Raw genomic sequence first — 21,671 nt, 5'->3', positions numbered from 1 at the left:
GTAGCGGACGGGCCGCTGCCGGCAGGGGTGGTTACCAGAGCGCCAGGGTGTAACCGAGAATCAAGCGGTTCTCGTCGACGGCGGTGGTCAAGCCATTGCCGGAGCGCAAGGTCAGGTTGCGCCAGCGCAGGCTGACGTTCTTGAGTGGACCGCTCTGGATGACGTAGGCGATATCGGTGTCGCGTTCCCATTCACGGCCGTTGTCGACGCCGGCGGCCTTGGCATGGCGACCGTCGGTGTAGCGGGTCATGAAGGTCAGGCCGGGGATGCCCAGGGCTACTAAGTCATAGTCGTAGCGCAGCTGCCAGGAATCCTCGTCGGCGCGGGTGTAGGTGTTGTAGGTCACCAGGTTGACCACATACGGGTCGCCACCGTTGAGGAAGGGGAAGGCGCTGTCGCCGGACAGTTGCTGGTAGCTGGCGCTGACCTTGTGCCCGCCATGGCCCAGGGTGAACATGCCGTTGAGATTGCGGTTGTCGATGCGCCCGGCGCGTTCGGCGCCGTCGCCGCGGCTGTCGAAGTAGCGCAGGTCGCTGCGCAGGCTGAAACCGCCGGCCAGCGGCAAGGTGTGCAGCAGGCCAAGATATTGCTGACGGTAAATCTGATCCAGCTCGCCGTAGTAGTAGCTCAGGTTCAGTTGCGGCGTGAAGGCATAGGTGCCGCCGGCAAAATCGAAGCGATCGCTGCTGGCCGCGCCATAACCGACATCGTCGCGGTTGGAGGAGTCGCGCAGGTTGGCCTTGGTCAGGCGCCCGGCGTTGATAGTCAGGCCGTCGAGCTCCTGGCTGGTCAGCAGGCCGCCCTGGTAGGTGGTGCCGAGCAAGCGTGTGTCGTTGTAGACCACAACCGGCAGCGTCGGCTGCAGGGTGCCCAGGCGCAGCACGCTCCTGGATGCCCGCAACTTGCCGGTCAGGCCCAGCTCGCTGAACTCGTCGGCAGGCTCCAGGCTGTTGCGGCCAAAGGGCAACAGCCCAGTACCGCGCCGGTCGGCGCTGGAGTCGAGCTTGACCCCCAGTTCGCCCAGCGCGTCCAGGCCAAAACCCAGGGCGCCGTCGGTAAAGCCCGACTCGATTCGGGCGGTAAAGCCCTGGGCCCATTCGGCGGCTTTCGATTGGGGGGCGTTGTCCTGGCGAAAATCGCGGTTGAGGTAGTGGTTGCGCAGCTCAAGTCTGGCATGGCTGTCACCGATGAAGTCCGCCATGGCCGGCGCGGCCATGGGCAGGGTCAAGGTGGCAAGCAGTGCTGGTGTGATACAAGCGTGGTTCATTGTTTTTATACCCGACATTCTCATCATCCGTGGTCGTTTGATCAGTGCTTGCTGGCGCCGGCGGCGCCGATGCCGGTCATGGACCGGATGAACTGAGCGAGATAACGACCACGCTCCTGGGCTGCCCGTGGCGATTTGTCGGTGACCGAGAACACCCAGGCGCCGAGGAACGCCAGGCTCATGGAGAACAGCGCCGGGTTGGCATACGGGAACAGGGCCTTGTCGTGGTGCAGGACGTTGACCCAGACCGCCGGGCTGAGCACCAGCAGAACGATCGCCGAGGCAAGGCCGGTCATGCTGCCGACCACCGCGCCGCGGGTGGTCAGGCCTTTCCAGTACATCGACAGGAACAGCACCGGGAAATTGACCGACGCGGCAATCGCCAGCACCAGCCCGGAAAGGAAGGCAATGTTCTGCGATTCGAACATCAGGCCGAGGATGATCGCCAGTACGCCAATCACCAGGGTCGCCAGGCGCGACACGCGCATTTCTTCCTTCTCGCTGGCCTGGCCCTTGCGCATGACGCAGGCATACAAGTCATGGGACACCGCCGAAGCACCGGACAGCGCCAGGCCGGCCACCACTGCCAGGATGGTGGCGAAGGCCACTGCCGAGATGAAGCCGAGGAACAGGTTGCCACCCACCGCTTGCGCCAGGTGCACGGCGACCATGTTGCCGCCGCCGATGATCGCGCCAGCCGCATCGCGATAGGTCGGCTCCGTGCCGACCATCACGATCGCGCCGAAGCCGACCACAATCAGCAGCAGATAGAAGTAGCCGATGAAGCCAGTGGCGTAGAACACGCTCTTGCGCGCTTCCTTGGCATCGCTGACGGTGAAGAAACGCATGAGGATATGCGGCAGGCCGGCGGTGCCGAACATCATGCCAAGCCCCAGCGAAATGGCGTCGATAGGGTTGGAGAGCAAGCCACCCGGGGCCATGATCGCGGTGCCCTTGGCGTGTACGGCAGTGGCGCTGGCGAACATTGCCTCGGTGCTGAAGCCGAAGTGCTTGAGCACCATGAACGCCATGAAGGTGGTGCCCGACAGCAGCATGACCGCCTTGATGATCTGTACCCAGGTGGTGGCGAGCATGCCGCCGAAGGTCACGTAGAACACCATCAACACGCCAACCAGCATCACCGCGTAGAGGTAGTCGATGCCGAACAGCAGCTCGATCAGCTTGCCGGCGCCGACCATCTGCGCCACCAGGTACATCAGCGCCACGGTCAGGGTGCCGAAGGCCGAGGTCAGGCGCACCGGCGTCTGCTCCAGGCGATAGGAAACCACGTCGGCGAAGGTGTATTTACCCAGGTTGCGCAGGCGCTCGGCGATCAGGAACAGGATGATCGGCCAGCCGGCCAGTACGCCCAGGGCATACAGCAAGCCATCGTAGCCGTTGAGAAACATCATCGCCGAAATGCCCAGGAAGGACGCGGCGCTGATCATGTCGCCGGCAATCGCCAGGCCATTCTGAAAGCCCGTCATGCCACCGCCGGCGGTATAGAAGTCGCTGGTCGAGCGGGTACGCAGGGCGGCCCAGCGGGTCACGCCGAGGGTGAACAGGACGAACACCAGGAACATGCCGATGGCGTTCCAGTTCAAGGGGCGTGCAGCGCCGTCGGCAGCGACGGCAAGGTCGGTGGCCAGCAACAGGGGCAGGGCCGGCAGGGCGAGCAGGTGCTTCATTTTGCACACTCCTGTTTGACCTTGTCGTTCAGTGGGTCGAGCACGTTGTTGGCGCGGTAGACGTAGATGCCGGTCAGGGCGAAAGACAGCAGCACCATGACCACGCCCACCAGCATGCCGACACTGGTGACGCCGCCGTTCAGCGATTGCCCCAGCGTGCTGGGCGAGAACGCCACCAGCAGGACGAAGCCGTAGTAGATGACCAGCATGGTCAGGGTCAGGGTCCAGTTGAGCCGCTGCTTGCGGCGGATCAATTGCTGGAAGTCCGGATGCCGGCTGATGATGTCGATATCGTCTTGGGTCATGGGGGCGCTCTCTTTGTTTTTGATCTTTGTTTTTATGGGTACAGCGGGGTGCAGCTTTCTGTAGCCGCTGCCGCAGGCTGCGCTCGCCCGCGAAGCGGGCGCCAGGTCCTGAGGGCGCCGTTGGAGGTCCTTCAGACCTCAGCGTCGCAGCGGCGCACCGAGCCTTCGGCAGCGGCTACAGGATTCGCGGTGCGTTTAGATCTGATCGAAGTCGAGCACCACCTTCTGGCTGATCGGGAAGGTCTGGCAGGACAGGACATAACCGGCCGCCACTTCGTAGTCTTCCAGTGCGTGGTTGCTGTCCATTTCCACCTCGCCTTCGATGACCTTGCACTTGCAGGTCGAGCAGACGCCGGCCTTGCATGAATAGGGCAGCTCGGCACCGATGGCGTTGCCGGCGTCGAGCACGCTGACGGTATTGCGCGGCAGGTCGAAGGCCAGGGCGCGGCCGTCGCTGATGACGGTGATCTGGCTCACCGCCGAATCGACCTGGCGTGCGGCCTCGCGGGCCTGGCGTTTGTGCTCGCTGCCGGCGGCGGCGAACAGTTCGAAGTGGATGCGCTCGGTTGGCATGCCCTTGGCCTTGAGGCTGTCGCGCACGGTTTCGGTCATTTCCTGCGGGCCGCAGATAAAGGCGGCGTCCAGGGTTTTTACATTCAGCCAGCGACTGAACAGCTGCTCGCATTTGCCGGCATCGATACGGCCGTTGTAGAGGTCCACGTCCTGTTGCTCGCGGCTGAACACGAAGATCAGGTTCAGGCGTTGCAGGTAACGGTTCTTCAGGTCCTCGAGCTGCTCGCGAAACAGCGCCCCGGAGCTGGAGCGGTTGCCGTAGAGCAGGGTGACGCGGCTGCCCCGCTCGGTCTCGAGCGTGGTCTTGACGATCGACAGGATCGGCGTGATGCCGCTGCCGGCGGCGACGGCGAGGTAGTTGCCGTGACGGGCCGGGTCCAGGGGGATGGAGAAGTGTCCTGATGGCGGCATCACTTCGAGTACGTGACCGGCCTTGAGCTCTTCGTTGGCATAGGCCGAGAAGCGCCCGCCGGCAACGCGCTTGACCGCCACGCGCAGCTCGCCGTCATTGACGCCGGTGCAAATCGAATAGGAGCGGCGCACTTCTTCGCCATCGAGCTCGGTGCGCATGACTAGGTGCTGGCCCTGGGTGAAATGAAAGCTTTCCTGCAGGTCGGCCGGGATGTCGAAAACAATGGATACCGCGTCACGGGTTTCCGGCCGTACTTGCTTGATGGTCAGGCTGTGGAATTTGCTCATGGTCGTTCTCCAGCAGGCACGGCGGGCGCGCCGCTCAGATGCACTTGAAATAGTCGAAAGGTTCCCGGCAGTCGCAGCAGCGGTACAGCGCCTTGCACGCCGTGGAGCCGAACTGGCTGAGTAGCTCGGTGTGGGCGCTGCCGCACTGTGGGCAGCACACCAGCGGACTTTCGCCGAGCAGGCTGCGCTTGCTGGTGCTGCGCTCCTCAGAGCCGCAGGGGGGAGGCGCAATCCCATACGCGTGCAGGCGTTCGCGACCGCTGTCGGTGATCCAGTCGGTGGTCCAGGCCGGGGTCAGCTTGCGTTCCAGCTGCGGCGCGGCGAAGCCGGCCAGTTCCAGCGCCTGGCGGATGTCCTCTTCGATCACCTCGGTAGCCGGGCAGCCGGAGTAGGTCGGGGTCACCACCACGTGCAGGTGGCCGGCTTGCCAGTCGACGCCGCGGACGATACCCAGATCGACGACGCTCACCACCGGCACTTCCGGGTCCATGACCTGCTCGAGCACCGCCCAGGCCTGGCGCAAGTCGCCAGGCTGGGCCGCGCGCGCGCCGCGGTCGCTGCCGATCAGCTCACCAGGTTGCATCGGGGTAGGCTCGTGGCAGGTATTGCATTTCGGCCAGCAGCAGGCCCAGGTGTTCGCTGTGCAGGCCTTGGCGGCCACTCAGGTAGAAATGGCTGGCCGGTGCCGGGACGGGCAGGGTGGCGCTGGCGAAAATGTCGGCGACCTTGCTCTGCCAGGCAGCAGCAACGTCTTGCGGGTTGCCGATGATGCCGGCCTGGTACAGACGCTGCTCGACCTCGTCGCTGTTGACCAGTTCAACGGTAAAGCGCCACACCTGAGCAATGGCCGCGAGCATGCGCTGGTGGCTTTCTTCGGTACCGTCGCCCAGGCGCTCGATCCATTCGCTGGAACGGCGCAGGTGGTAGGTAACTTCCTTCAGGCTCTTGGCAGCGATGCCGGCAATGCGCTCGTCCGTGGACTGGCTCAGGCCGTGCAGTACCTGAAAGTGCCATGCGTCATAGAAAAACTGCTTGGCCATGGTCACGGCGAAGTCGCCGTTGGGTTGCTCGACCAGCAGCAGGTTGCGGTACGAACGCTCGTCACGGCGAAAAGCCAGGTGGTCGGCGTCGCGGCCGTCGCCCAGCAGCTCGGCGGCATATTCCAGCCAGTTGCGCGCCTGGCCGACCAGGTCGAGGCCGACGTTCATCAGCGCCAGCTCTTCTTCCAGGGCCGGGGCGTGGCCGCACCATTGGCACAGGCGCTGGCCCTGGATCAGGGCGCTGTCGCCCAGGCGCAGCAGGTATTGGATCAGATCGTTATTCATGGTCGGCCTCACATGTGTCCGACTTCGGCGGGCAGCTCGTAAAAGCTCGCATGGCGGTAGACCTTGTCGTCGGACGGGTCGAACAGCGGGTCTTTCTCGTCCGGGGAGGAGGCGGTGATCAGCGCCGATGGCACCACCCACAGGCTCACGCCTTCATTGCGGCGGGTATACAGCTCGCGGGCGTTCTCGATGGCCATGGTGGCGTCGGCGGCATGCACGCTGCCGACATGCTTGTGATTCAGGCCGTGCTTGCTGCGCACGAATACTTCGAAAAGAGTCCACTCGGACATGACAGGTTCTCCAGGTCAGACGGCCAATCAGGCGGCGTGCTTGTTGTGTTTTTTGTGGGCGTGGGCGACAGCGGCGGCACGCGCCCAGGCGCCGTCTTCAATGGCCTTGCGGCGGGTGGCGACGCGCTCCTGGTTGCACGGGCCGTTGCCCTTGAGCACTTCGTAGAACTCGTCCCACTGGATCTGGCCGAAGTCGTAGTGGCCGCGCTCGGCGTTCCACGCAAGGTTAGGGTCCGGGACGGTGCAGCCCAAAAGTTCAAGCTGTGGAATGGTCTGGTCGATGAAGCGCTGGCGCAGTTCATCGTTGCCCTGGCGCTTGATCTTCCAGGCCATGGACTGGGCACTGTTGGGAGAGTGTTCGTCGCTTGGGCCGAACATCATCAGCGAGGGCCACCACAGGCGGTTGATCGCGTCCTGGACCATGTCCTTCTGCGCCTGGGTGCCGTGTCGCATCATGGTCAGGAGGATTTCGTAGCCCTGGCGCTGGTGGAAGCTCTCTTCCTTGCAGATGCGCACCATGGCCCGCGCGTACGGGCCGTAGGAGGTGCGCTGCAGCACCACCTGGTTGACGATCGCGGCGCCGTCGACCAGCCAGCCCACTGCGCCCATGTCGGCCCAGCTCAGGGTCGGGTAGTTGAAGATGCTCGAATACTTGGCGCGGCCGTTGTGCAGCTTGGCGATCTCTTCGTCACGGTCGGCGCCCAGGGTTTCCATGGCGCTGTACAGGTACAGGCCGTGGCCGGCTTCGTCCTGGATCTTGGCCATCAGCTGCAGCTTGCGCTTGAGGGTAGGGGCGCGAGTCACCCAGTTGCCCTCGGGCAGCATGCCGACGATTTCCGAATGCGCGTGCTGGGAGATCTGCCGGATCAAGGTCTGGCGGTAGGCATCGGGCATCCAGTTCTTAGCTTCGATCTTGATTTCCGCATCGATCTTTTCCTGGAAGGCGCGCTCCTGCCCGGACATCTCGTCCAGGGTCTTGACGCGTTTCACGCCGGTCTCAACCAGTTGTGCGTACATGCTGTGTCTCCAGCGTTGAAGGGGGGGTCTTTAGCCTGGAGATATTTATAAGTGATACAAAAATAAATATCAAACACAAAATTACGTGTCGTAATTATTTTTTGTATCGCTTTGGGAGGTAGATAAAACAGGCGGGCAAAAAAAGCCCCGCCGAGGCGGGGCAAAAGTCCGAATCTATTCGTGGTTGCGGTCGATCATCTACATATCTGCGGCTTACCCCGATCGGTGTAGCCGCTGCCGCCAGGCTGCGCTGGAGTCCCGCAGGGGCTCCCTCGGCGGTCTTTAGATCCTGCGCCTGCTACGCACGCGAGCGCAGCCTGCGGCAGCGGCTACAGAGGGTGTCAGTGGTTATTTGCGGTTGTCTATTACATGGCAGGCTTTGCCCTCGGACCGCTTGATCGAGAACATCGGCTGCAAAACGATACGCGAGCTGATGCCGATGTACGTCTTGATATGCCGGCTCAGATCGGCACAGACCGCCTTCTGCTGATCTTCACCCAGGTGCTGGTGTTCAGCCTTGAGCTCCACGTGCACGTCGATGCTGTCCAGGTTGCCATTGCGATACAGATGAATCTCGTAAGACTCGGAAAGCTGTTTGACTTTCAGTACCTGCTCTTCGATCTGTGTCGGGAACACATTGACCCCGCGAATGATCAGCATGTCGTCGCTGCGCCCGGTGATCTTGTCCATGCGCCGCATCGGGCGGGCGGTGCCGGGCAGCAGGCGGGTCAGGTCGCGGGTGCGATAGCGGATCATCGGCAGCGCTTCCTTGCTCAGCGAGGTGAACACCAGTTCACCCAGCTGGCCGTCAGGCAGCACTTCTCCGGTGACCGGGTCGATGATTTCCGGGTAGAAGTGGTCTTCCCAGATGGTCGGGCCGTCCTTGGTCTCGGCGCATTCCATGGCGACCCCGGGCCCCATGATTTCCGACAGGCCGTAGATGTCCAGGGCGGTGATACCCATGCGCGCCTCGATGGCGCTGCGCAGCTCGCCGGTCCAGGGCTCGGCGCCGAAGATGCCCAGGCGCAGGGCCAGCTTGTGCGGGTCGATGCCCTGGCGCTCGATCTCGTCGGCGATGTTGAGCATGTACGAGGGGGTGACCATGATGATGTCGGGCTGGAAGTCGCGAATCAGCTGGACTTGTTTTTCGGTCTGGCCACCGGACATCGGAATCACTGTGCAGCCCAGGCGCTCGGCACCGTAGTGGGCGCCCAGGCCGCCAGTGAACAGGCCGTAGCCGTAGGAGATGTGCACCTTGTCGCCCTTGCGACCGCCGGCAGCACGGATCGAACGGGCGACCACGTTGGCCCAGGTGTCGATGTCGTTCTGGGTGTAACCGACCACCGTCGGCTTGCCGGTGGTGCCGCTGGAGGCGTGCAGGCGTACCACGTCATGCATGGGCACGGCGAACATGCCGTAGGGGTAGCTGTCGCGCAGGTCGGACTTGGTGGTGAAGGGGAACCTGGCCAGGTCTTCCAGCGATTTCAGGTCATCCGGGTGCACGCCCAGTTCGTCGAAACGCTTACGGTACAGCGGCACGTTCTGATAGGCGTGGTTCAGGCTCCAGCGCATGCGCTCGAGCTGGTGCTGGCGCAACTGGTCAATGCTGGCGGTTTCCATCGGGTCAAGCACGGCGGCGTTGGCAATTTGCATGTTCATGAGTTCACTCGAATTGTTTTTGTGTATCAGCCCGTTTTCACGGGCTTGAGTGCATGGGAGCTAGAATACGCCTCCATCCATGGGCAAACGTGATTCTTTAGTCCGGTAGCCGTTCGATAATCAGGGCGATGCCCTGGCCGACACCGATGCACATGGTGCAAAGGGCGTAGCGGCCCTGGCGCTCTTCCAGTTCGTGCAGCGCGGTGGTGACCAGGCGCGCGCCGCTCATGCCCAGCGGGTGGCCAAGGGCGATGGCGCCGCCGTTGGGGTTGACCCGGGCGTCGTCATCGGCCAGGCCCAGCTCGCGCAATACCGCCAGGCCCTGGGCGGCGAAGGCTTCGTTGAGTTCGATCACGTCCATCTCGGCCAGGCTCAGCTTGGCCAGCTCCAGCACCTTGCGGGTCGCCGGCACCGGGCCGATGCCCATGATGCGTGGCTCGACCCCGGCCGTGGCCATTGCTACCACCCGGCCACGGGCCTTGAGGCCGAAACGTTGCGCCTGCTCGGCGCTGGCCAGGAGCAGGGCGCAGGCACCGTCGTTGACGCCCGAGGCGTTGCCGGCGGTAATGCTGCCGCCTGCGCGGAACGGTGTGCCGAGTTTCTGTAGTTGCTCCAGGGTGGTGTCGCCGCGCGGGTGTTCATCCTGGGCAACCACTTTGGCCGGGCCCTTGCGTTGGGCGATTTCGACCGGGACGATCTCTTTGGCCAGGCGGCCGTTGGCCATGGCGGTGGCAACACGCTGCTGGCTGCGCAGGGCGAAGGCGTCCTGGTCGACACGGGAAATATTGAACTGCTCGGCGACGTTTTCGGCCGTCTCGGGCATGGAGTCGATGCCGTACTGCTTTTGCATCAGCGGGTTGACGAAGCGCCAGCCGATGGTGGTGTCGAACAGTTCGGCCTGGCGTGAGAACGCCTGGTCGGCCTTGCCCATCACCAGGGGGGCGCGCGACATGGATTCGACCCCGCCGACCAGCATCAGCCCGGCTTCGCCGCAGCGGATGGCGCGGGCGGCACTGCCGATGGCGTCCAGGCCCGAACCGCAGAGGCGGTTGAGGGTGGTGCCCGGCACGCTCACCGGCAGGCCGGCGAGCAGGGCCGACATGCGTGCGACGTTGCGGTTGTCTTCGCCGGCCTGGTTGGCGCAGCCGTAGATGACATCGTCAACCGTGCTCCAGTCCACCTGCGGATGGCGTTGCATGAGGGCGCGCAGCGGCACCGCACCGAGGTCGTCGGCGCGCACGCTGCTCAGCGCGCCGGCGTAGCGACCGATGGGCGTGCGTACCGCATCGATGATCAGGGCGTCTTTCATTCGGAGGTCTCCTGCGCCAGCACGGTGCCGCGCACTTTGTAGGATTTGCCATGGAACAGGGCGATCAACTGGCCCTGCTGGTTTTCAATGCGTACGTCGTAGTTGCCGGTGCGCCCGCTGCGGCTTTGCTCGATGCATTCGGCGGTCAGGGTGTCGTCCAGGTGCGCCGGGGCGATGTAGTCGATGCTGCAACCGATGGCGACAGTGGCGTCGTTGTAGCTGTTGCAGGCAAAGGCAAAGGCCGAGTCGGCCAGGGCGAACAGGTAGCCGCCGTGGCAGGTGCCGTGGCCCTGGAGCATGTCTTCGCGCACGTTCATGCCGACTCGGGCAGTGCCAGGGCCTGCCGAGAGCAGGCGCATGCCCATGCGCTGGCTGGCCTGGTCGCGTTCGAACAGCGACTGCGCGCAGCGGCTGGCGAGGTTCAAGGCGTCATTCATGAAATGTTTTCCCCTCGGCCAGTTGACGGCGCAGTTGCAGCGAAGGGCGGTAGCGCTCTTCGCCGTAGCTGGCCTGCAGGTTGGCAAGGACGCGGGTCACGGCCCCGATGCCAATGCTGTCGGCCCAGGCCAGTGGCCCGCGCGGGTAATTGACCCCGGCGCACATGGCCAGGTCGATGTCGGCGGCCGAGGCGACGCCTTGCAGCTGGGCGTCGGCTGCTTCGTTGGCAAGCATGGCGACGGTGCGCAGCACGCACAGGCCCGGGCTGTCACGCAGCGGGCTGACAGCAATGCCGATGCGGGCGAGCAAGGCCACGGCCTGGTCGATGGCAAGCTGGCTGGTGCCGGCCGCCCAGCTGAGACCCAGGCGGGTTGCGCTGCCGTAGTCCAGTGCCAGGTCGAGCAGGATCAGGTTGCTCAAGGCGTCTTCGCGTACCCGTTGGCTGGCCAGGCGGCCATCGCTCATGGCCAGCACGGCGTCGCCGACGCGCAGCAGGCCTTGGCCGTCACGCTGGATGATCGCCAGGTCATGCTGGCGCAGGCGTGCAAGCAAGGGTGCCAGCGGGCCGAGGTCGCCTTCGACGATCACGGTCTCGACACTGGCGCTGCTGTTCAGGGTCGTGGCCTGCGGGCGCTCGGCGCCTTCGCTGTAGTCATAGAAGCCGCGCCCGCTCTTGCGTCCCAGGTGGCCGGCGTCGACCAGCTCCTTCTGGATCAGTGAAGGCTGGAAGCGCATGTCCTGGTAATAGGCGTCGAATACCGAACAGGTCACGGCGTAGTTGACGTCGTGGCCGATCAGATCGGTCAGCTCGAAGGCGCCCATGCGAAAGCCACCGGCTTCGCGCAGCAGGCCGTCCAGGGTGGCGCAGTCGGCCACGCCTTCCTGCAGCAGGCGCAGGCTTTCGGCATAGAAGGGTCGGGCGACGCGGTTGACGATAAAACCAGGCGTGGAGCGGGCGAACACCGGTTTCTTGCCCCAGGCCCGCGCAGTAGCGTGCACGGTGGCAGTCACGCTGGCATCGCTGGCCAGGCCGCAGACCACTTCGACCAGAGCCATGATCGGCGCTGGGTTGAAGAAGTGCATACCAACCATGCGCTCAGGGTGCGCAAGCTCGGCGGCCAGGCTGGTGATCGACAGCGAAGAGGTGTTGCTGGCCAGGATGCAGTCGCTGCTGCACAGGCTTTCCAGCTGCCGGAACAGGTCGCGCTTGACCTGCAGGTTCTCGACGATGGCTTCGATCACCAGGCTCGCGTCGGCCAGCTCGGCAATGGCGTCGGCCGGTTGCAGGTTGGCCATGCACGCCGAATAGGCATTGGCGGCGAGCTTGCCGCTCTCGACCCGCCTGGCCAGTTGCCGGTCGATGCCGGCAATGGCCTGGGCCGCGGCGCCCGGGCGGTTGTCATAAAGCTTGACCGGGTGCCCGGCCTGGGCTGCGACTTGCGCGATGCCGGCGCCCATGGCCCCGGCGCCGATCACTGCGACGATGGCGGTGCTGTTGAGTGCTGGCATGGTCTCAGTGCCCCTTGAAGTTTGGGCTGCGTTTTTCCATGAAGGCGCTGACGCCTTCGCGGTAGTCCTCGCTGCGCCCGGCCAGGCGTTGCAGGTCGCGCTCCATGTCCAGCTGTTCGTCGAAGCTGTTGTTGAAGCTGGCGTTGAGGCTGCGCTTGATCAGGGCCAGGCCGTAGGTCGGCTGGGTGGCCAGGTGGCGCGCCAGTTTCAGTGCTTCGTCGCGCAAGTCGGTGTCCTCCACGACGCGGTAGATCAGGCCCCACTGCGCCGCCTGTTCGGCACTCAGGCGCTCGCCGAGCAAGGCCAGGGCCTTGGCCCGGGCCATGCCGACCAGGCGCGGCAATGTCCAGGTGCCGCCCGAATCGGGCACCAGGCCCAGCTTGCAGAAGGCCTGGATGAAGCTCGCCGAACGCGCCGCCAGGACCAGGTCGCAGGCCAGCGGGATGTTGGCGCCGGCCCCGGCGGCCACGCCATTGACGGCGCAGATGACCGGTATCGGCAGGTCGCGCAACTGGCGGATCAGCGGGTTGTAGAACCTCTCGATCGACTCGCCCAGGTCCGGTGCGGCGCTGCCCGGGGCGACGTTGCGGTCGGCCAGGTCCTGGCCGGCGCAGAACCCCCGGCCTTCGCCGGTCAGCAGCAGCACGCGCACTTCACTGCTCTGGCGGACCTGCTTGAGGGCTTCGCGAACTTCGCCATGCATCTGCGCGTTGAAGCTGTTGAGCTGGTCCGGGCGATTGAGGATGAGGGTGGCTACGCCAGCCTCGATGGAAAGCAGGATGTGCTCGAAATTCATGGTGACAGTCGCTCTTGCAGGTCGATCGATTCGGATGGCGGTAAAGGGCTTATTGCCCCGAGAACACCGCGCGGCGCTTTTCCTGGAAGGCGCGGATGCCTTCGTCGCGGTCGCGGGTGCCGGCCAGCAGGGTGAAGGCGTGGCGCTCGAAGCGCAGGCCGCTGGCAAGGTCGGTGTCGAAGGCCTTGAGCAACGCTTCCTTGGCCAGGCGTACTGCCAGCGGTGCCTTGTCGGCGATGGTCTGGGCGATCTGCAGGGCGCGTTCGACGGTCAGTTCGGGCTGGGTGACTTCGCTGACCAGTCCGGCCTGCAGGGCCTGGCGGGCAGAGATGGCTTCGCCGGTGAGGACCATCTGCGTGGCCAGGGATTTGCCCACTGCGCGCAGCAGGCGCTGGGTGCCACCGGCGCCGGGCATGATCCCCAGGTTGATTTCCGGCTGGCCGAACCGGGCGTCAAAGCCTGCAATGATGATGTCGGCGTGCATCGCCAGTTCGCAGCCACCGCCCAGGGCGAAACCGTTGACGGCGGCGATCAAAGGCTTCTTGAAGCCGGCGATGCGTTGCCAGTGAGCCAGGCGCGGGTCGTTGAGGATGCCGACCAGGTCGCGCTCGGCCATTTCCTTGATGTCGGCACCGGCGGCGAAGGCCTTGCGGCTTCCGGTGATGACGACAGCGCCGATGGCCGGGTCGTTTTCAGCAGCGTCCAGCTCGGTAGCCAGTTCGCTCAACAGCTCGGTATTCAGGGCGTTGAGCGCCTGGGGGCGCTGCAGGGTGATCAGGCGAACGGCCTGGTGCGTTTGCACGGCAAGGGTTTGCGGCATGACGACTGTCCTCGCGGGGCGCGCCCGGCATCGGGGCCGGCTCAATTGTTGGATCGGCTGGGGTGGCCGTTTTGCTGGAGTATACGCATAAAGCGATACAAAACAACAACACATAAAAATAATAACGTGTCCTGTTTTGCGAAATTGATGGCTGTCGATGCAAGAGATTTGATGCCTCGTTTCTCGCTTGTGAGCAATATTTACGGGCTTTATGTGTCTTTCATGCAGGATTATCATGAATCCTGCGAAGGTTTTTCATCTGATACAGTTTTGATCGCTTTCCTGAAGTAAAGTGATGTGATACAAAATAATCACAAAATTAAATCGCTTTGCGAAGCAACCCGCAGAGCACCTTTCAAGGACCGCCTTCATGCCGATGTCGCCTCGTTACGCCGCCCTCGAATTGTTCGAGCATCACCGTCCGACCCTCGAGCGCGCCGTCCAGGCGATTGCCCTGCGCGATCACTGGTCTGCCTACCCCGAGAACATCAAGCAGTACCCGCAGGAAAAGGTACAGGGCGCCGAGGCTGGGTTCCAGGCACTGCTGGGCAAGCACTTCGAGCTCCAGGGCCCGGTGGCGGTAGCCCGCATCGGTGCGGAGCGTTCGCCCTATGGTTTCGACCTGGGCATCAGCTACGACCAGTACGATGCGCAGGCTTTGCTCGAACGCATGAGCCAGGCCTTGCCGAGCTGGCGCGACATCGGCGCGCAGGCGCGGCTCGGCGCTTGCCTGGAAATGCTGGCGCGGCTCAACGACCTGAGCGCCGAAATGGCCCATGCGGTCATGCACACCACTGGCCAGGGTTACATGATGGCTTTCCAGGCCGGTGGCCCTCATGCCCAGGACCGTGGCCTGGAAGCGCTTGCCTACGCCAGCCGGGCCATGGCTGAAGTGCCGGGCAGCGCGCGCTGGAGCAAGCCGATGGGTAAACAGCCCCTGGTGCTGGACAAGCAGTGGCATGTGGTCGGCCGCGGGCTGTCGCTGGTGGTGGCCTGTTCCACCTTCCCGACCTGGAACACCTATCCTGCATTGTTCGCCAGCCTGGCCACGGGCAACCCGGTGTTGATCAAGGCGCACCCGGCCGCCATCCTGCCGGTGGCGATGACCGTCAAGGTCGCCCAGCAGGTACTGGCCGAGCTTGGCCTGGACCCGGCTCTGGTGAGCCTGGTGGTCGACTTGGTCGAAGCGCCAGTCAGCCAGACTCTGGCCCTGGACCCACGGATCAAGCTGGTCGACTTCACCGGCTCCAACGCGTTCGGCAATTGGCTGGAAAACAACGCCCGCCAGGCCCAGGTCTTCACCGAGAAGGCCGGGGTCAACAGCGTGATCATCGACAGCATTGCCGACCTCAAGGCGGCCGCCGGCAACCTGGCACTGTCCCTGAGCTTGTATTCCGGGCAGATGTGCACCACGCCGCAAACCTTCTACGTGCCCCGCACCGGCATCAAGGTCGGCGACAGCCACCTGAGCCTCGACGAGGTGTGCCAGACCCTGGCCCAGGCCGTCGAAGGCTTCCTCAGCGACAACGACCGCGCCTGTGGCGTGCTGGGCGCGATCCAGTCGGCTGCCACCTTCGAGCGTGTCGATGCTTGTCGTGGTCTGGGTGAGATCCTGCTCGACAGCAAGGTCCGCGTGCATCCGCAGTTCCCGCAAGCCCGGGTGCGTACGCCGCTGCTGCTCAAGGTCGATGCCAGCCAGCGCGAGGTCTTTGCCGAAGAGCGCTTCGGCCCGATCAGTTTCATTGTTGCCACCGACAGCACCGAACACAGCCTGCAGTTGGCCGCTGAGGTGATTGAAGAGAAGGGCGCCATGACCCTGGGCGTCTATTCCACCGACGAAGCGGTGATCGAGCGTGCCGTACAGCTGTCACTGGACGTGGCGGTGGCATTGTCGATCAACTTCGACGGTGGCCTGCTGGTGAACCAGTCGGCGGCCTTCAGTGATTTCCATGGCAGCGGCGGCAACCCGGCGGCCAATGCCTCGTTCACCGACGCAGCCTTCGTTGCCCGGCGTTTCGTGGTGGTGCAAAACCGTCGTCACGCGACCCTCACCGGAGAATAAGCATGACTTGCTACAGCCTTGACGGCCTGACCCCGGTCATCGATCCGACGGCCTATGTCCACCCTTCGGCGGTGCTGATCGGTGATGTAATCATCGGCGCCCACTGTTATGTCGGCCCGTTGGCCAGCCTGCGCGGCGACTTCGGGCGGATCATCCTGGAGGAGGGTGCGAACCTGCAGGACACTTGTGTGATGCACGGCTTTCCCGACAGCGACACGGTGGTCGAACGCAACGGCCACATCGGTCATGGTGCGGTGTTGCACGGCTGCCGTATCGGCGCCGATGCGCTGGTGGGCATGAATGCCGTGGTGATGGACGCCGCGCAGATCGGCGCCCGTTCCTTCGTCTCGGCTGCCGCTTTCGTCAAGGCCGGCTTCAGTTGCCCGGAGCAGTCACTGGTGATGGGCGCACCCGCCATCGTCAAGCGCCAGCTCAGCGATCAGGAAGTAGCCTGGAAACAGGCCGGTACCCGCGAATACCAGGAACTGGCCCAACGCTGCCTGACCCGCATGCAGGTCTGCGAGCCGTTGCCGGCCCCCGAGGCGGACCGGCCACGCATCAGCGACAGCGGCTTGCGGCCCAAGCCCGCGGCTTCGTCCTGAACCCGGACGCCCGAGCCTCCCAGCCAGGTCGCAGATGCTGCGGCCATGGCCAGAGGGCAGGGCGCACGGGTATATTTCCCCTTTTTCCTGCCCGGAACGCCCATGTCGTCCCTAACGCCACTGAATCACCTGATCACACGCTTTCAGCAACAGACGCCGATTCGCGCGAGTTCCTTGATCATTACCCTCTATGGTGATGCGATCGAGCCCCACGGGGGGACGGTGTGGCTGGGCAGTCTGATCCAGTTGCTCGAGCCGATGGGCATCAACGAACGGTTGATCCGTACCTCGATTTTCCGCCTGACCAAGGAAAACTGGCTGACCGCCGAAAAAGTCGGGCGCCGCAGCTACTACAGCTTGACCGGCACCGGCCGGCGTCGTTTCGACAAGGCCTTCAAGCGCGTCTACAGCAGCACGCCACCGGCCTGGGACGGTTCCTGGTGCCTGGCCATGCTCACCCAATTGCCCGCCGACAAGCGCAAGCAGGTTCGCGAAGAGCTGGAATGGCAAGGCTTCGGGGCGATTTCGCCGGTGGTGCTGGCTTGCCCGCGTGCCGACCGCGCCGATGTCAACGCGACCCTGATCGATCTGGGCGTGCAGGAAGAGACCATCCTGTTCGAGACCACCGCGCAGGACGTGCTGGCCTCCAAGGCGTTGCGCATGCAGGTACGCGAGAGCTGGAACATCGAAGAACTGGCGGCTCACTACAGCGAGTTCATTCAGTTGTTCCGACCGCTCTGGCAAGCGCTGCGCGAGCAGGAGCAGTTGTCGCCGGAAGACTGTTTCCTGGCGCGCATCCTGCTGATCCACGAGTACCGTAAATTGCTGCTGCGCGACCCGCAGTTGCCGGACGAATTGCTCCCCGGCGACTGGGAAGGGCGCGCCGCACGACAGCTGTGCCGCAATATCTACCGCTTGATCCATGCCAAGGCCGAACAATGGCTGAGCACCGCCCTGGAAACCGCCGACGGGCCGTTGCCGGACGTGGGTGAAAGCTTCTACCGGCGTTTCGGCGGGTTGAAATGAATAATGCCGCAAACGCTACAGCTGACCCCGCTGGTGGTTCAGCAACTGGTTGCCAAGGGCTTGCAGGCTGCCTTCCAGGCGGGCGATCAGTGAGCGGATTTCCTTTGCAGCGAGGCCTGCGCTGACGCCCTGTTCGATCTGCTCGCAATGCCCGACCACCGTCCTGGCCTTGATCATGCGCGCGCCCCCCTTGATCTTGTGCACGAGGTCGGCGAGGCCGGCCAGGTCATCGCGGCTGCTCAAGTGGCGCAGCGCCTGCAGTTCCTGCTGGTTGCTGCGGGCCAGTTCCTGCAACAACCGCTCGATCAGGGCCGGATCCCCCAGGGTCAATTGCTTGAGGTTGTCGAAACTGAAATCGCTTTCAGACGTCGCGACGGTTGCCGGTGCGGGGGCCAGCGGCGTGCAGGGGGACAGGCGGCGGCTGAGTTCGGCCAGCCCGATCGGCTTGAACAGGCAGTCATCCATGCCAGAGGCGAGGCAGCGCTCGCGCTCCCGGGCCTGGGCGTTGGCGGTAAACCCCAGGACCCGGCAGGGTTTGAGGCCGCGTTTCTGTTCATGGTCGCGGATTGCCCGAGCCAACTCATGGCCGTCCATGACCGGCATGTTGCAGTCGGTGATGACCACGTCGAAGGCGTGCTCGAGCCATGCCTGCAAACCGGCCGCGCCATTCTCGGCCTGGCTGACGCTGTGGCCGAGAAAGCTCAATTGTTTTTCGAGCAGCATCAGGTTGGCCGGGTAGTCGTCTACCACCAGGATATTCAACGCCGTTGCCGGCATGATGGCGGGCGCGTCCCTGGCGGGTGCAGCCACCTCCGACCGGGAGGCCAGGGCAAGCCTCAGTGCGATTTCGATGCAGGTACCTTCGCCCGGGGCGCTGGCCAGGGTCAGCTGCCCACCCATCATTTCGCAGAGGGTTCGGCTGATCACCAGCCCCAGCCCGGTCCCTTGACGTGGAGGTTGCCCGGCGGCCTGGGCGAACGGGCTGAACAGGCGCGCCTGATCCGAAGTGCTGATGCCGATGCCGGTGTCCTCGACCTTCAGGCGAATATCCAGCTGTTGCCCATCGGGAGTGGTTTCGCCCTTCAGGACGATATGGATGCTGCCCTGGTCGGTAAACTTGATGGCGTTGCTCAACAGGTTCGACAGGACCTGCTTGAAACGCAGCGGATCGATCAGCACCCAACCAGGCAGATCAGGCTGAATGTCGAGCGCCAGCCGCAGGCCCTTGTGTCGGGCATTGCCGTCGAAGACCCGCGCCGTGGTTTCGATCAGGCGGGGCAGGTCGGCCGGCACGGGGTTGAGGCTCATATGCCCGGACTCGATGCGGACAATGTCGAGAATGTCGCCGATCAATTCGAGCAAGCCCTTGGCGGAGTCGAACGCGACCTGCAGGGCGAAGCGGTCGAGTTGTCCCTGGTCGGCCTTTTTCAAGGCGATTTCCAGCATGCCGATCACTGCATTCATCGGCGTGCGGATCTCGTGGCTCATGGTTGCCAGGAAGGTGGTCTTGGCCCGGCTGGCGTCGTCGGCCCGGTCCTTGGCCACGTGCAGTTCTTCGAGCAGTCGCTTGCGCTCGCTGATGTCGATCCAGCCGCCGATGACGCCTTGCACCGTGCCCTGGGTATCGCGGTAGGGCAGCAGCCAATGATAGAGGGTGTGCGCCTGACCCTGGGCGCCGATGTGGAACTCCGAGTCGCGCAGCAGTGGGGTGCCTTGCTCCATTACCCGCAAGTAATCGGCGCGGTAGGCCGCCGCTTCCTGCGGATCGCTCAGCACCTGGGCGGTGACCTCTTTGCCCAGGACCGATTCACGGCTGACACCGAAGGCTTCAAGGTAGCTGTTGTTGCAGATCAGCAGCAGCCCCTGACGGTCACGCACATAGAGCGGGTGAGGGGTGCCGTCGATCAGCACGCGCATGAATTCGAGCTGGTTTTCCAGGGCTTGTTCGGCCTGGGCGCGTTCCTTGATCAGTTTGCGCAGGTAGCCGTTCCAGATCACAAAGGCCAGGACCAGCAACCCGGCGCCAATCACGATCTGCAAGATCAAGGTGCGGTAGTTGCGCCAGAGGCTGTCGCTGATCACTGCATTGGTTCGCCAGCGGTTGGCCAGCTGGGTCATTTCATCGGGAGGGATGCTCAGCAGGGTCTTGTCGAGGATCGAGAGCAGCTGCGTCGAATTCGCCGCGGCGGCGAACGCCGAGGTTGCTGGCGTATTGCCCAGGGTCGAGACGATCCGCAGGCGATCCTTGAACAGGCGGCTGACGAAGTAGTTGGCGCTGATCTGTGTGTTGAGCGCCGCATCGGCGCGATTGCGCACCACCATTTCCATGGCATCGAGAGCATCCTCTGCCTCGATCTGCTGCACCTGTGGATGATGTTGCGCCAGGTCGTGCACCAGGGGCGTGCCGCGTATCACGGCCAGGCGCTTGCCCTGCAACTGCTCGATGCTGTCCGGGCTGTCGCTGCGGGTACTGCCGACCAGCACATAAGAGTTGGCCAGGTAAGGGCGGGTGAAGCCCAGATCGTGCTGGCGGGCATTGCTGCGACTCAAGGCGCCGATCATGTCGGCCTTGCCCTGGAGGACCTGCTCGATCATTTCCTGTACGGACCCGGCGACGCTCACCTCGAACTTGAGGCCCGTGCGCAGGCTGATCTGCTCCAGCACGTCGGCGGTAATCCCGCGAAAACGATGATCATCGTCGTAGAAGGTCAGCGGTGCATAGCTGTCGTTGATCACCACGCGCACCACCGGATGGCTGCTCATCCAGCGTTGCTCATTGGCGCTGAATTTCAGGGCCGTGCGGCTCAGCAACATGCTGGTGCTGCCGCCACTCCAGCGGCGCAGAATGCTCAGGCGATCGCCGTCGCCGATGCCTTGCAAGGCGCTGTCGATGACCCGCTGCAAGGTCGGGTTGTCGCGCTTGAGGGCAAAGGAATAGGCCTTGTGCTCCTGTTTGATGAAATGCGAAAGCTGGACACTGCCCTGAAAGTTCTTGCTGATCAGGTAATCGGAGCTGATGGCGTCGCCCAGATAGGCATCGGCCCTGCCGAACGCGACGGCGGCAATGGCGTCCTGGATCGAGGGGTACAGGCGCAAGCGGGCCTTGGGGTAAAGTGCCTGGACGTCGGCACGCGGCAAGTAGTGATCGACCATGGCCAGGTCCAGGCCATCGAGCGGATCGGTGGCATCGCGGGTCTTGCCCACCGGGGTGACGATGACCGACTGATCGTCAGCATAGGGCTGGCTCAGGACCAGGCCCGCATCGGCGATTTCGAAGGTGTTGGAGCTGCCCAGCAAGTCGATCCGGCCGGCATGCAAGGCGTCGATCGCCTCTGCCCGGCTGGCATAACGCAACACCTCGATGCGCACGCCGAGCATGTCGCCGAGCAACCCGGCATAGTCGGCGGTCAGACCTTCGTAGTCGGACTCGCTGATATTGATATCCAGCGGCGGATAATCGGGCGCCGAGGTGCCCAGGCGCAGTACCTGCCTGTGGTTGAGCCATTGCCGGTCGGTGTTGCTCAGGGCCGGTCGCTCCTCGGTCATCGAGCGGGCAAGCAGTTGCCGGGGTTGCGGGCTATCGGCCATGGCGCAAGGGGCAACGCCCTGAATCGCGAACACGATCAGCGCAACGAACAGGTAGGTGCGCATGGGGGACTCACATGGCCATCAGGCGTTTGGCCAGGTCGATCATTTCCACCAGCGAGTTCACATTGAGCTTGGTCATGATCCGGGTCTTGTAGGTGCTGACGGTCTTGGGGCTCAAATGTATTTCTTCACCGATCTGCTTGTTCTTGCAGCCGTCGGCCAGCATCTTGAGCACTTGCACTTCCCGGTCCGACAGGCGCGCGAACAGCTGTTCTTCGCTGAACAGCATAGTGTCGTTGCGTGAATTGGAGTAACTCAGGTCAGGGAAATAGGCATAACCCTTTCTCACCGCGTGCAGCGCGCTGACCAGATCGCCCAGATCGTCGCCTTTGGTGATGAACCCCGAGGCACCCGCCTGCAGGCAGCGTTTGCTGTACAGGTTGGCCGACTGCGCGGTCAATACCAGAATGCGTGGGCTCACCGTCAGGTGCTTGAGCCGGGCGATGACCTCCAGGCCGCTGAGCCGGGGGATGCCGATATCCAGGATGACCACGTCGGGTGTCAGTTCGCGAACCATCTGGACCGCATCGACACCATTGTCGGCTTCACCGACCACCTCGAGGTTTTCCCGTTCGAGCAACATTCTGACCGCGAGCCGGATCACCGGATGGTCGTCGACGATCAGCGCCTTGTGCATT

The 21,671-nt window shown here is 63.8% G+C and carries 19 protein-coding genes; 3 read left to right on the top strand and 16 right to left on the bottom strand.

The features are described from left to right. Positions 1-31 precede the first annotated feature (31 nt). The 14 genes from NVV94_RS16590 to paaF all read right to left on the bottom strand — a co-directional run bounded on the left by NVV94_RS16590 (position 32) and on the right by paaF (position 13,695). Positions 32-1,267, bottom strand: coding sequence for an OprD family porin (locus NVV94_RS16590; protein ID WP_258443472.1), 1,236 nt, complete (start codon positions 1,265-1,267; stop codon positions 32-34). 41 nt (positions 1,268-1,308) lie between these two features. Continuing rightward, positions 1,309-2,955, bottom strand: a complete 1,647-nt coding sequence (locus NVV94_RS16585) for a cation acetate symporter (RefSeq protein ID WP_258443471.1) — start codon at positions 2,953-2,955, stop codon at positions 1,309-1,311. Further along, entirely contained in the window at positions 2,952-3,260 is a 309-nt protein-coding gene (locus NVV94_RS16580; protein ID WP_258443470.1) for a DUF485 domain-containing protein, read from the bottom strand. Before NVV94_RS16580 ends, NVV94_RS16585 begins: the two co-directional genes overlap by 4 nt. A gap of 195 nt (positions 3,261-3,455) precedes the next feature. Beyond that, positions 3,456-4,532, bottom strand: coding sequence for a 1,2-phenylacetyl-CoA epoxidase subunit PaaE (gene paaE, locus NVV94_RS16575; protein WP_258443469.1), 1,077 nt, complete (start codon positions 4,530-4,532; stop codon positions 3,456-3,458). Between the two features lie 34 nt (positions 4,533-4,566). Continuing rightward, positions 4,567-5,115, bottom strand: a complete 549-nt coding sequence (gene paaD, locus NVV94_RS16570) for a 1,2-phenylacetyl-CoA epoxidase subunit PaaD (RefSeq protein WP_258443468.1) — start codon at positions 5,113-5,115, stop codon at positions 4,567-4,569. Continuing rightward, entirely contained in the window at positions 5,102-5,857 is a 756-nt protein-coding gene (gene paaC, locus NVV94_RS16565; RefSeq protein ID WP_258443467.1) for a 1,2-phenylacetyl-CoA epoxidase subunit PaaC, read from the bottom strand. The genes paaD and paaC overlap by 14 nt, the downstream gene beginning before the upstream one ends. Positions 5,858-5,865: 8 nt before the next feature. Beyond that, positions 5,866-6,147: a 1,2-phenylacetyl-CoA epoxidase subunit PaaB gene (paaB, locus tag NVV94_RS16560; protein WP_258443466.1), complete on the bottom strand. Its 282-nt coding sequence runs from the start codon at positions 6,145-6,147 to the stop codon at positions 5,866-5,868. Positions 6,148-6,174: 27 nt separating this feature from the next. Continuing rightward, complete coding sequence (gene paaA / locus NVV94_RS16555) at positions 6,175-7,164, bottom strand: 1,2-phenylacetyl-CoA epoxidase subunit PaaA (protein ID WP_258443465.1); 990 nt, start codon at positions 7,162-7,164, stop codon at positions 6,175-6,177. Between the two features lie 348 nt (positions 7,165-7,512). Continuing rightward, positions 7,513-8,823, bottom strand: a complete 1,311-nt coding sequence (paaK, locus tag NVV94_RS16550) for a phenylacetate--CoA ligase PaaK (protein WP_258443464.1) — start codon at positions 8,821-8,823, stop codon at positions 7,513-7,515. 97 nt (positions 8,824-8,920) lie between these two features. After that, positions 8,921-10,132: a 3-oxoadipyl-CoA thiolase gene (gene pcaF / locus NVV94_RS16545; RefSeq protein ID WP_258443463.1), complete on the bottom strand. Its 1,212-nt coding sequence runs from the start codon at positions 10,130-10,132 to the stop codon at positions 8,921-8,923. Then, positions 10,129-10,569, bottom strand: a complete 441-nt coding sequence (paaI, locus tag NVV94_RS16540) for a hydroxyphenylacetyl-CoA thioesterase PaaI (RefSeq protein ID WP_258443462.1) — start codon at positions 10,567-10,569, stop codon at positions 10,129-10,131. Before paaI ends, pcaF begins: the two co-directional genes overlap by 4 nt. Then, positions 10,562-12,079: a 3-hydroxyacyl-CoA dehydrogenase PaaH gene (paaH, locus tag NVV94_RS16535; protein ID WP_258443460.1), complete on the bottom strand. Its 1,518-nt coding sequence runs from the start codon at positions 12,077-12,079 to the stop codon at positions 10,562-10,564. The genes paaI and paaH overlap by 8 nt, the downstream gene beginning before the upstream one ends. Positions 12,080-12,083: 4 nt before the next feature. Next, positions 12,084-12,875 carry a 2-(1,2-epoxy-1,2-dihydrophenyl)acetyl-CoA isomerase PaaG gene (gene paaG, locus NVV94_RS16530; protein WP_258443459.1) on the bottom strand — a complete coding sequence of 264 codons (792 nt, stop codon included), beginning with the start codon at positions 12,873-12,875 and terminating at the stop codon, positions 12,084-12,086. Positions 12,876-12,924: 49 nt separating this feature from the next. Then, positions 12,925-13,695: a 2,3-dehydroadipyl-CoA hydratase PaaF gene (paaF, locus tag NVV94_RS16525; RefSeq protein WP_258443458.1), complete on the bottom strand. Its 771-nt coding sequence runs from the start codon at positions 13,693-13,695 to the stop codon at positions 12,925-12,927. Between the two features lie 370 nt (positions 13,696-14,065). On the opposite strand from paaF, the gene paaN reads away from it, so the two are divergent. From paaN to paaX, 3 genes are all read left to right on the top strand, one after another. Further along, the gene (gene paaN / locus NVV94_RS16520) at positions 14,066-15,757 is read left to right on the top strand and encodes a phenylacetic acid degradation protein PaaN (RefSeq protein ID WP_258443457.1); all 1,692 of its coding nucleotides are present in this window, start codon (positions 14,066-14,068) and stop codon (positions 15,755-15,757) included. Between the two features lie 2 nt (positions 15,758-15,759). Beyond that, positions 15,760-16,359: a phenylacetic acid degradation protein PaaY gene (gene paaY, locus NVV94_RS16515; protein ID WP_258443456.1), complete on the top strand. Its 600-nt coding sequence runs from the start codon at positions 15,760-15,762 to the stop codon at positions 16,357-16,359. A 102-nt stretch (positions 16,360-16,461) separates the two neighbouring features. After that, entirely contained in the window at positions 16,462-17,385 is a 924-nt protein-coding gene (gene paaX, locus NVV94_RS16510; protein ID WP_258443455.1) for a phenylacetic acid degradation operon negative regulatory protein PaaX, read from the top strand. 15 nt (positions 17,386-17,400) lie between these two features. Here the strand turns inward: paaX and NVV94_RS16505 are convergent, their stop codons facing one another. Further along, positions 17,401-21,036, bottom strand: a complete 3,636-nt coding sequence (locus tag NVV94_RS16505; protein ID WP_258443454.1) for a transporter substrate-binding domain-containing protein — start codon at positions 21,034-21,036, stop codon at positions 17,401-17,403. A 7-nt stretch (positions 21,037-21,043) separates the two neighbouring features. Then, entirely contained in the window at positions 21,044-21,670 is a 627-nt protein-coding gene (locus tag NVV94_RS16500) for a response regulator transcription factor (protein WP_258443453.1), read from the bottom strand. Position 21,671: the final 1 nt, after the last annotated feature.

Source organism: Pseudomonas sp. LS1212, from assembly GCF_024741815.1.
GTDB lineage: Bacteria > Pseudomonadota > Gammaproteobacteria > Pseudomonadales > Pseudomonadaceae > Aquipseudomonas.
The sequence above is the reverse complement of the archived record's forward strand: the minus strand, read 5'-3'. Positions and strand labels throughout refer to the sequence as shown.